The following is an 8,652-nucleotide window of genomic DNA, read 5'->3' as shown; positions in this document are numbered from 1 at the left end:
CGGGCGCACCGGTGCTGCTTCGCTGCAGGTCACCGATCCTCCGGCGGACAGCGTGGCCGCGAAGGACGCGCCCTCGCGCACCGTCGCCTGGCCCGGCCCGAACCTCACGCCCGCCGAGACCTGGACGCTCGGTCACCGCAACCCGCTGGGCCTCGCCTTCGCGCCGGACGGGCGGCTGTGGGAGATCGAGATGGGCCCGGAGGGCGGCGACGAGCTCAACCTGATCGTGAAGGGCCGCAACTACGGCTATCCCAACGTCTCGAACGGCACCAACTACAATGGGGTCGATATTCCGGACCACCGGCCCGGCGACGGCTTTGAAGCGCCCAAGGCATGGTGGAACCCGTCGATCTCCCCGGCCGACCTGTTGATCTACAACGGCAGCCTCTTCCCCGAATGGAAGGGGGATGCGCTCATTCCCGCATTGTCGGGTGAGGCGCTGATCCATGTGCAGATCAGCGGCGACCAGGCGGGCAAGGCGGATGAATGGGCCATGGGCAAGCGTATCCGCGCCGCCGACCAGGGCCCGGACGGCGCGGTTTATCTGCTTGAGGACGGTCCCAACGCGCGGCTCCTCAGGCTGACGCCGCGGCGTTGACATATGCCATGTGATATGACACATTTTTCGCTGTGGACCTTCATCGCCGAATCAAGCTCTTCCGCAATGGACGAAGCCAAGCTGTCCGAATCCCCCGAGAATTCCGGATGCCGGGTACCGAAGTCGTCATGCACAAGGAGGGGGAGCGACTGATTATCGAACCCGCCGAAGACCGTCGGTCGGAAATAGCGGCGCTTCTCGAGAAGTGGCGTCGGGAAGGTCCGATCACGGACGAAGAATGGCCCGAAATCGATGACCCTCCGCCCGAGCCGGTCGATTTTCCATGAGCTACTTGCTCGATACGAACACGATCACGGAAATTGTTCGCAATTCGGGAGGCGCAACGGACCTTCGCTTCGATCTGGAGAATAAGCGAGCTTCCGTGTTCACGAGCATCATCGTCCTGGCGGAGTTGCGCTTCGGCGTCTGCCGCAATCCTGCGTTTCGAACTGCCCATCGCTTGAGTGCGCTGCTCCGGAGGCTGGAGGTCGTCGCCCTGGATGCTCCAGCCGATGCAATCTACGGCCGTATTCGCGCAGAACTGCAGCGTGCAGGAACTCCGATCGGTGCCAACGACCTTTTCATTGCTGCGCATGCGCTGGCGCTCGACGCAACGCTTGTCACTGCAAACGAGCGCGAGTTCCGGCGTGTGCCGGGGCTAAGGGTCGAGAACTGGGCCGCCTAGCGGCGCCTATAGCGCAGGTAATAAGGCCTTCGCCCTTCCCGCCGCGACTTGGCGCCGTAGCGGGTCTCGATCCAGCCGCCCGATGGTTCGAGGAAATCCTGCGGCCGCTCGGCGAGCCATTCGAGTTGATCCGTGTGGCGCTGCATGATCATCAGAGACCAGGTGAGATAGGTCGGGTCGTCGGTGGCGAGCCGAAACTCGCCACCCGGTTTCAGCTTCGCCGCGAACAGGTCGACCGGGGCATCATTGACCATCCTTCGCTTCGCGTGCCGCGCCTTCGGCCACGGGTCCGGATGCAGCAGGTAAAGGAAGCTCAGCGCGCCGTCGGGCACTCGCTGGAGCACCTCGAGCGCATCGCCGCGCCACAGGCGGACATTGGTGAGATGCTTGTCGCGGATGTGCGCGAGCGCGGCGGCGACCCCGTTGAGGAACGGCTCCGCGCCGATGAAGCCGTGGTCCGGGAGCATGTCGGCGCGGTCGGCGAGATGCTCGCCCGAGCCGAAGCCGATCTCGACATGCAGCGGGCGGCCGTCGCCGAACAGCGCGCGCGCGCTGATCTCGCCGTTCGCCGGCACTTCGATCTCGGGCAGCAGCTTGTCGACGAGTTCCTGCTGGCCCTTGCGCAGCTTGTGCCCGCTTGACCGGCCGTAGAGGCGGTTGAGGGTCAGCGGGTCGCCGGATTTGAACGCGGTCACGCGGCGGCGCCTAGCCGCGCAAGTTCCGGTTCAGCAAGGCCCGCGCACCCTCGCGCGGATGAACAAACTTGTCCTTGCCGCGCTCTGCTCCGCGCTTTCAGCGACTCCCGCCTTTGCAACCGGTGGCATGATCTGCCGCACAGCGGGAGCGCACCCGATCGAGATCGCCATAGTCATCAGTCATACGGCGGTGCCTTCGGTCGTCTCGGCGCGGCTGACCGACAACGGCCGCGAAATCCCGGTTTCCGTCGCGCAATCCTGGCTCGAGCCGAGCGAGCTGCGACTGGACCTCACCGACAAGCAGGCTCTGCGCCACGAAGCGCGCCTGCGCGTCACGGCGAAAGGCCGCACCTACGACGGTTCGCTGTGGCGCCTCGGCAAGCGCCGCTGGGTGCGCTGCCGGGAGGGATAGGGAACTTCTTGCCGCCGCGGCGCGTCCAATCCGGCGAAGGAGGAGAGCGTCATGGCGACCACGAATGAGCGCACGGGCGCGGGCCATCCCCGCAGCACGGCGAAAATCGGCGGGCATCCCATTCACCCGATGCTGATCCCGTTCCCGATCGTCTGCTTCATCGGCGTGCTGGTGACCGATATCGTGTTCCTCAACAACCACGATCCGGGCTGGGCGACCGCGTCGCGCTATCTGCTCGGCGTCGGCATCGTCATGGCGGCGCTGGCGGCGGTGGCCGGCCTGACCGATTTCATGGGCGACGAACGCATCCGCAGCATGGGCGATGCGGTCAAGCACATGCTCGCCAATGTCACGGCGGTGGTGCTGGAGATCGTCAACTTCTTCGTCAGGCTGAACAGCGATTCCGCGATCGGCGGGACCGGCGTGATCCTGTCCGCAGTCGTCGTGCTGATCCTGGTCTACAGCGGCTGGAAGGGCGGCGAGCTCGTCTTCCGACACGGCATCGGCGTGGAGGACGCCGCCAACCACTGACGCTCTAGGCGGCGACTGCCGCCTTGAGCTCCTCGACCAGGTCGACGCGCTCCCACGGGAAGAAGTCGCCCTGCGCGCTGCGGCCGAAATGGCCGTAGGCGGCCGTCGCTCCGTAGATCGGTTTGTTGAGCCCGAGGTGCGTTCGGATGCCGCGCGGCGTGAGGCGGCCGAGCTTGCCGATGCGGCCGATCGCGCCCTCGATTCGATCGTCGCCGACGGTGCCGGTGCCGTGCGTGTCGACATAGAGCGACAGCGGCTCGGACACCCCGATCGCATAAGCGAGCTGGATCGTGCAGCGCTTGGCGAGGCCGGCAGCAACGATGTTCTTGGCAAGATAACGCGCGGCATAGGCCGCCGAGCGGTCGACCTTGGTCGGGTCTTTCCCGGAGAAGGCGCCGCCGCCGTGGGGCGCCGCGCCGCCGTAGGTGTCGACGATGATCTTGCGGCCGGTGACCCCGGCGTCACCGTCGGGTCCGCCGATCTCGAAGCTGCCGGTCGGGTTGATGTGATAGACGGTCTCGTTGCCGAGCAGCTGCTGCGGCATGACCCGCGCGACCACCTCCTTGACGTAGGCATGGAGCTGAGCCTGCTTCTCGCCCTTGTCGTAGCCGGGCTTGTGCTGGGTCGAAACGACGATCGCGGTGGCCTTTGCCGGCTTGCCCTGCTCGAAGCGCAGCGTCACCTGGCTCTTGGCGTCCGGCTCCAGGAAAGGCGCCGCGCCCGAATGGCGGTCCTTCGCCATCTCCATCAGAATTTTGTGACTGTAGTCGAGCGTCGCCGGCATCAGGTCGGGAGTCTCGTCGCAGGCGAAGCCGAACATGATGCCCTGGTCGCCCGCGCCTTCGTCCTTGTCGTCCGCCGCATCGACGCCCTGGGCGATGTCGGTCGACTGCGGGTGAAGGTGATTGGAGAAGTCGAACCGGTCCCAGTGGAAACCTTCTTGCTCATAGCCGATGCGCTTGACGACCTGGCGGACGGTTTGCTCGATCTCTTCGCGAACGCCCGGGGCCCAATTGCCCTCCTCGTCCATGATCCCGTGGCCGCGGATCTCGCCGGCCAGCACGACGCGGTTGGTCGTCGTCATCGTCTCGCAGGCGACGCGCGCCTCCGGATCCTTGCTCAGAAAAAGGTCGACGATGGCGTCGGAAATCTGGTCCGCGACCTTGTCGGGATGCCCCTCGGACACGGATTCGGACGTGAAAAGATAATCGCTGCGCATGGGCTGAAGGCGGCCTCGAACTTCAGGATATAAGGAAGTCTTTATATGGCGCCCTCTAGCGGCGCTTTCGGCCCAATACAATGCCGGCCGCGATCAGTACGAAGGCCCAGAAGATGGGGATCGAATTGCCGAAGCGCGCGAACAGCGGCGGGGCGTTGGCCGCTGGCGGAAGCACCGCGTCGATCACGCCCGCCTGCCGCCACCCGATCTGCTTCACGACATTGCCGCGGGCGTCGACGACGGCGCTGATCCCGGTCGGCGTCGCGCGCAGCACGGGCAGTCCCTCCTCGGCCGCGCGGAGGCGTGCCTGAGCGAGGTGCTGGGGCGGCCCCCAGCGGCCGAACCAGGCGTCGTTCGACGGGTTGAAGATGAATCCCGGCCGGTCCTGCCAGTCGACCACGTGACCGGAGAAGATGATTTCATAGCAGAGGGCAAAGCCGACCTTGCCCCATTGCCCGCCGAGATCGATGGTCCGCGGCCCGGGCCCTGGCGTGAAGTCGAAGTCTCCCGGCGCGAGCCGCGACAGGCCGATCGCCGACAGCAGCGGCCGCATCGGCAGATATTCGCCGTACGGGACGAGGTGGGCCTTGTCATAGCGTCCGATCACCCGGCCGCCCGGCGCGATCGCGAAGATGCTGTTCGCGGCGGAATCGACGCGGACTCCGTCGTTCGATCCTATTGCGATCCCGCCGGTCAGCAGCACGTCGGAAGGGCCGAGCAGCGAGGCGGCGCGAGTCCGCTCGAACAGCGCCATCGCCTGGTGCCCATCGGTGCGCGCGTCCTCGAGCGGCTCGGTCACCGCCGCTTCGGGCCACAGCAGGAGGCGTGGAACCCCGGTCGGCGGGCCCGACAGCGTCGCGAGCCGGCGCGCGGCCTCCTCCTCGAACCCGGGCCGCCACTTGTCCTGCTGGCCGATGTTGGGCTGAACGATTCGGACGTTGCGGACGGTCAGCGGGTCCGGCGGAACGGCCGATGACGGCAGCACCCAAAGGAACACGGCGATTGCGAGGATGACGACGAGCGGCAGCCACTTCTTGTAATATTCGAGCCAGATCGCACCGCCGAGAAGCACGACCAGTGCCGACATCCCGTAGGTGCCGACCAGCGGCGTCACGCCGATCAGCGGCGTCGGCGCGAGCGCGGCCGCCGCGGGGTTCCACGGGAAGCCGGTGAACATGCTCCCGCGCAGCCATTCGGTGATCGCCCAGCCGCCGCCGAGCACGCACACCAGCACCACGCGGTCGTCGCGGCCGAATCGCCACGCGAGGCCGGCCGCGATCGCGGGATAAAGTGCGAGATAGAGGGAAAGGACGATGACCGCGACCCAGCCGAGCCACGCCGGCATGTTCGACTGGTAGGTGAAGCTGGTCGCGATCCAGTTGAGGCTGATCGCGAACTGCCCGAACCCGAACGCGAATCCGAGAGCGAGGCTGCGCCGAAGTGACTTGGTCCGGTCGATCAGCTCGCACAGCGCGGCGATCGCGACGAGCATCAGCGGCCACCAGGCGACCGGCTCGAAGGCGAAGGCCGACACAGCGCCGGCAATGAAGGCATACAGGACGTACAGCATTGTCGCCGATGGCTAGCGGGTACCGGGGTTTAGCGAAAGCCTCGACAAGCACCCCGTCCTGGGCGCAGGGAAACGCCCATGAGTCTGCCCCCGTTCCACCTCGCCTTTCCGGTCGACGACCTTGCCGCGGCGCGGCGGTTCTACGGAGAGCTGCTCGGGTGCCCGGAGGGCCGAAGCGCCGACGAGTGGGTCGACTTCGACCTCCACGGGCACCAGATTGTTGCGCACCTTGCGCCGGAGGAGGCGCGGATTCGCGCCACCAACCGTGTCGATGGCGACGAGGTGCCGGTGCCGCATTTCGGAATTGTGCTGCGCATGAAGGAGTGGAAGGCGCTCGCAGCCCGGCTCGAGCAAGCGGGCGTCGAATTCGTGATCGCGCCGACCGTCCGCTTCGAAGGCCAGGCCGGCGAGCAGGCGACGATGTTCTTCCTCGATCCCGCCGGCAACGCGCTCGAGTTCAAGGCGATGGCGGACCCGGCCAGGCTGTTCGCCAGAAACTAATCGTGTAGCCGCTCCTCTTCCGGGGCATGGAGCCGGACCCGGATGATTCGGCGCGGGTCGGAATCGACCGCTTCGAGCTTCCAGCCCGACGAGTGAGCGACGCATTCCCCTTTCGCCGGAATGCGGCCGGCGAGCAGGAACATCAACCCGCCCAGCGTGTCGACCTCGTCCTCGTCGGACGAGAGCCTGCGGTCGACCGCTTCCGCCAGCTCTTCGAGCTCGATTCGGGCGTCGGCTTCCCACAGCCCGTCCTCGAGCAAGGTCAGCATGGCGGCTTCGGCGTCGTCGTGCTCGTCCTCGATTTCGCCGACGATCTCCTCGACGATGTCCTCGATCGTCAGAAGCCCCTCGGTCCCGCCGAACTCATCGACGACGATCGCGAGGTGGACGCGCTCCGCGCGCATCCGGGCGAGAAGCTCGATCACGCCCATCGACTCGGGGACGAACAGGGGTTCTCGCAGTAAGGCCTGGATCGACCGCTCGCGCGTCGGGTCGATGCTGGCAACGAATACATCCTTGACGTGGATCATGCCGATCACCTCGTCGAGGCTTTCGCCATAGACCGGCAGGCGGCTGTGCCCGGCGTCGGCGAAGGCGGCAACGAGGTCCTCGAAGCTGATGTGCTGCGGCACCGCGATGATGTCGCCTCGGGTCACGCAAATGTCGCCCGCCGTTTCCTCGCCGAAGTGGAGCAGGTTGCGCAGCATCTGGCGCTCGGCGGCGCTGAGGTCGCCCGCGACGGGCGCGGAACCGTCGTCCTCCTCGGCTTCGTCGATCGCCTCCTCGATTTCCTCGCGGAGCGTCGGCTCGGACTCGTCGCCGAAGATCAGGTGCCGCATGCTGCGCCAGAGCGGTGAACCGCCATCGTCTCCCCGGGTCGCCATCAGGCGGTCACCTCATAGGGATTGGCGATTCCGAGCCGTGAAAGCGCTCGTACCTCGCGGGTCTCCATATCGGCCGCTTCCCTGTCGTCGTGATGGTCGTAGCCGAGCAGGTGCAGCGTGCCATGCACGAGCAGGTGCCTGGCATGGTCTTCGACGCTTATGCCTTTCTCCGCTGCCTCGCTCACGCAAACGCCACGCGCGAGCACGATGTCGCCCAGCAACAGTTCCGACACAGCAATATTTGCCCTGTTCAAATCACGCTCGTCAGCCATTGGGAAGGAGAGGACGTTGGTCGGCTTGTCCTTGCCTCTCCAGTGCGCGTTGAGCGCTCGGACCTGTTCGTCGCCTGTCAACGTGACGGAAATCTCGACCTTTCGCTCGATTTCCGCGAGCTCGGGATAGGCGCTTTCGCCGATCGCCGCTTCCGCGGCCTTGCGGACGAGCTGCTCCCAGGAGCGGCTACTGTCCCATTCCTCGTCGCTCTCGAGCGCGATCTCGAGCATCATGCCCCCACGTCACGAACGGCGTTCGGTCCTTCATAGGCATCGACGATGCGGCCGACCAGCGGGTGGCGGACCACGTCCGCCGCGGTGAAGCGCACGACGGCAATCCCCTTCACCCGTTCGAGGCGATTGACCGCGTCGGCGAGCCCGGACCTGCTCGGGTCTGGAAGGTCGACCTGGTGCGGGTCGCCGCAGATCACCATCCGGCTGCGCATGCCGAAGCGGGTCAGGAACATCTTCATTTGCAACGGCGTGGTGTTCTGCGCCTCGTCGAGGATGATGAAGGCATCGTTGAGCGTGCGGCCGCGCATGAAGGCGAGCGGCGCGATCTCGATCTCGCCGGTCGCGATCCGCCGCTCGACCTGCTCTGTCGGCAGCATGTCGTAAAGCGCGTCGTAGAGCGGCCGCAGATAGGGGTCGACCTTCTCTTTCATGTCGCCGGGAAGGAAGCCGAGGCGCTCGCCCGCCTCGACTGCGGGGCGCGACAGAATCAGCCGGTCGACGCTTCCGCTGATCAGCTGCGACACCGCCTGCGCGACCGCCAGATAGGTCTTTCCGGTGCCGGCCGGACCGAGGCCGAAGATCATGTCGTCGCGGGAAAGTGCCTCCATGTACGGCGTCTGCATCGCCGAGCGTGGGACGATCGTTTTCTTGCGCGTGCGGATCATCACCCGCGGCGCGGAGGTGACTTCCTCCTGGATAATGCCGTCGAGGTGCGGCTGGGCGGCCATTCCGAGCACTCCCTCGACCGCTTCGGCATCGACGTCGTGGCCGCTGTCAAGCCGGTTGTAGAGCCCGATCAACACGTCGCGCGCCCGCGCGGCGGCGTCGGCATCGCCCTCGATCTGCACGCGGTTGCCGCGCGCGGCGATGTGCACGCCCAGCCGCTGCTCGATGGTGATCAGGTGGCGGTCGTAATCGCCGAACAGCGGCCCGAGCAGATAGGGCTGCTCGAACTCGATCTCGAGCCGCGCGCGGTCGGCGACGGCAAGGTCGCGGCGCGCCATCAGGCGGCACGCCGGGCGATCGCGCGCGCGGCCCGTTCGGGCTCGGC

Annotated in this window: 12 protein-coding genes; 6 read left to right on the top strand and 6 right to left on the bottom strand. The window is 66.5% G+C overall.

Annotated features, from left to right (window positions below):
* From GH737_RS10975 to GH737_RS10965, 3 genes are all read left to right on the top strand, one after another.
* A partial coding sequence (locus tag GH737_RS10975; RefSeq protein WP_196233114.1) for a PQQ-dependent sugar dehydrogenase occupies window positions 1-598 on the top strand: 598 nt, incomplete at its 5' end.
* 32 nt (window positions 599-630) lie between these two features.
* Window positions 631-885: an antitoxin gene (locus GH737_RS10970; RefSeq protein WP_155264860.1), complete on the top strand. Its 255-nt coding sequence runs from the start codon at window positions 631-633 to the stop codon at window positions 883-885.
* Window positions 882-1,283 carry a type II toxin-antitoxin system VapC family toxin gene (locus tag GH737_RS10965; protein ID WP_155264859.1) on the top strand — a complete coding sequence of 134 codons (402 nt, stop codon included), beginning with the start codon at window positions 882-884 and terminating at the stop codon, window positions 1,281-1,283. The genes GH737_RS10970 and GH737_RS10965 overlap by 4 nt, the downstream gene beginning before the upstream one ends.
* Here the strand turns inward: GH737_RS10965 and trmB are convergent.
* Window positions 1,280-1,978: a tRNA (guanosine(46)-N7)-methyltransferase TrmB gene (trmB, locus tag GH737_RS10960; RefSeq protein ID WP_155264858.1), complete on the bottom strand. Its 699-nt coding sequence runs from the start codon at window positions 1,976-1,978 to the stop codon at window positions 1,280-1,282. The two genes, GH737_RS10965 and trmB, sit on opposite strands and share 4 nt — an antisense overlap.
* A 58-nt stretch (window positions 1,979-2,036) precedes the next feature.
* On the opposite strand from trmB, the gene GH737_RS10955 reads away from it, so the two are divergent.
* Window positions 2,037-2,390 (top strand): hypothetical protein, encoded by a 354-nt coding sequence (locus tag GH737_RS10955; RefSeq protein WP_196233113.1) that lies wholly within the window; start codon window positions 2,037-2,039, stop codon window positions 2,388-2,390.
* Window positions 2,391-2,441: 51 nt separating this feature from the next.
* A complete protein-coding gene (locus tag GH737_RS10950) occupies window positions 2,442-2,921 on the top strand; it encodes a DUF2231 domain-containing protein (RefSeq protein ID WP_155264856.1) in 480 nt (159 codons plus the stop codon).
* 4 nt (window positions 2,922-2,925) lie between these two features.
* Here GH737_RS10950 and metK read toward each other — a convergent pair whose 3' ends face one another.
* Together metK and lnt are read right to left on the bottom strand one after the other, a co-directional pair.
* On the bottom strand, window positions 2,926-4,140 hold the full coding sequence (metK, locus tag GH737_RS10945) for a methionine adenosyltransferase (RefSeq protein ID WP_155264855.1): 1,215 nt from the start codon (window positions 4,138-4,140) through the stop codon (window positions 2,926-2,928).
* A 55-nt stretch (window positions 4,141-4,195) separates the two neighbouring features.
* Window positions 4,196-5,710 carry an apolipoprotein N-acyltransferase gene (lnt, locus tag GH737_RS10940; RefSeq protein WP_155264854.1) on the bottom strand — a complete coding sequence of 505 codons (1,515 nt, stop codon included), beginning with the start codon at window positions 5,708-5,710 and terminating at the stop codon, window positions 4,196-4,198.
* Between the two features lie 78 nt (window positions 5,711-5,788).
* Between lnt and GH737_RS10935 the strand changes: the two genes are divergently transcribed.
* Window positions 5,789-6,211 carry a VOC family protein gene (locus GH737_RS10935; protein WP_155264853.1) on the top strand — a complete coding sequence of 141 codons (423 nt, stop codon included), beginning with the start codon at window positions 5,789-5,791 and terminating at the stop codon, window positions 6,209-6,211.
* On the opposite strand, the gene GH737_RS10930 is transcribed toward GH737_RS10935, so the two are convergent.
* The 3 genes from GH737_RS10930 to GH737_RS10920 are packed head-to-tail and all read right to left on the bottom strand — an operon-like array spanning window position 6,208 to window position 8,605.
* Window positions 6,208-7,095 (bottom strand): hemolysin family protein, encoded by an 888-nt coding sequence (locus GH737_RS10930; RefSeq protein ID WP_155264852.1) that lies wholly within the window; start codon window positions 7,093-7,095, stop codon window positions 6,208-6,210. The two genes, GH737_RS10935 and GH737_RS10930, sit on opposite strands and share 4 nt — an antisense overlap.
* A complete protein-coding gene (gene ybeY, locus GH737_RS10925; RefSeq protein WP_155264861.1) occupies window positions 7,095-7,598 on the bottom strand; it encodes an rRNA maturation RNase YbeY in 504 nt (167 codons plus the stop codon). The genes GH737_RS10930 and ybeY overlap by 1 nt, the downstream gene beginning before the upstream one ends.
* Entirely contained in the window at window positions 7,598-8,605 is a 1,008-nt protein-coding gene (locus tag GH737_RS10920) for a PhoH family protein (protein WP_155264851.1), read from the bottom strand. The genes ybeY and GH737_RS10920 overlap by 1 nt, the downstream gene beginning before the upstream one ends.
* Window positions 8,606-8,652 lie beyond the last annotated feature (47 nt).

The sequence above is a fragment of the Sphingomonas segetis genome, assembly GCF_009720245.1.
Lineage (GTDB): Bacteria > Pseudomonadota > Alphaproteobacteria > Sphingomonadales > Sphingomonadaceae > Sphingomicrobium > Sphingomicrobium segetis.
This window is presented reverse-complemented; position numbering and strand designations above follow the sequence as displayed.

Excerpts from the sequence above, each read along its gene's own strand:
- ybeY (WP_155264861.1), bottom strand. The coding sequence starts at position 7,598 with ATGCTCGAGATCGCGCTCGAGAGCGACGAGGAATGGGACAGTAGCCGC.
- GH737_RS10955 (WP_196233113.1), top strand. The coding sequence starts at position 2,037 with ATGAACAAACTTGTCCTTGCCGCGCTCTGCTCCGCGCTTTCAGCGACT.
- GH737_RS10920 (WP_155264851.1), bottom strand. The coding sequence starts at position 8,605 with ATGGCGCGCCGCGACCTTGCCGTCGCCGACCGCGCGCGGCTCGAGATC.
- GH737_RS10930 (WP_155264852.1), bottom strand. The coding sequence starts at position 7,095 with ATGGCGACCCGGGGAGACGATGGCGGTTCACCGCTCTGGCGCAGCATG.
- lnt (WP_155264854.1), bottom strand. The coding sequence starts at position 5,710 with ATGCTGTACGTCCTGTATGCCTTCATTGCCGGCGCTGTGTCGGCCTTC.
- GH737_RS10935 (WP_155264853.1), top strand. The coding sequence starts at position 5,789 with ATGAGTCTGCCCCCGTTCCACCTCGCCTTTCCGGTCGACGACCTTGCC.
- GH737_RS10950 (WP_155264856.1), top strand. The coding sequence starts at position 2,442 with ATGGCGACCACGAATGAGCGCACGGGCGCGGGCCATCCCCGCAGCACG.
- GH737_RS10965 (WP_155264859.1), top strand. The coding sequence starts at position 882 with ATGAGCTACTTGCTCGATACGAACACGATCACGGAAATTGTTCGCAAT.
- metK (WP_155264855.1), bottom strand. The coding sequence starts at position 4,140 with ATGCGCAGCGATTATCTTTTCACGTCCGAATCCGTGTCCGAGGGGCAT.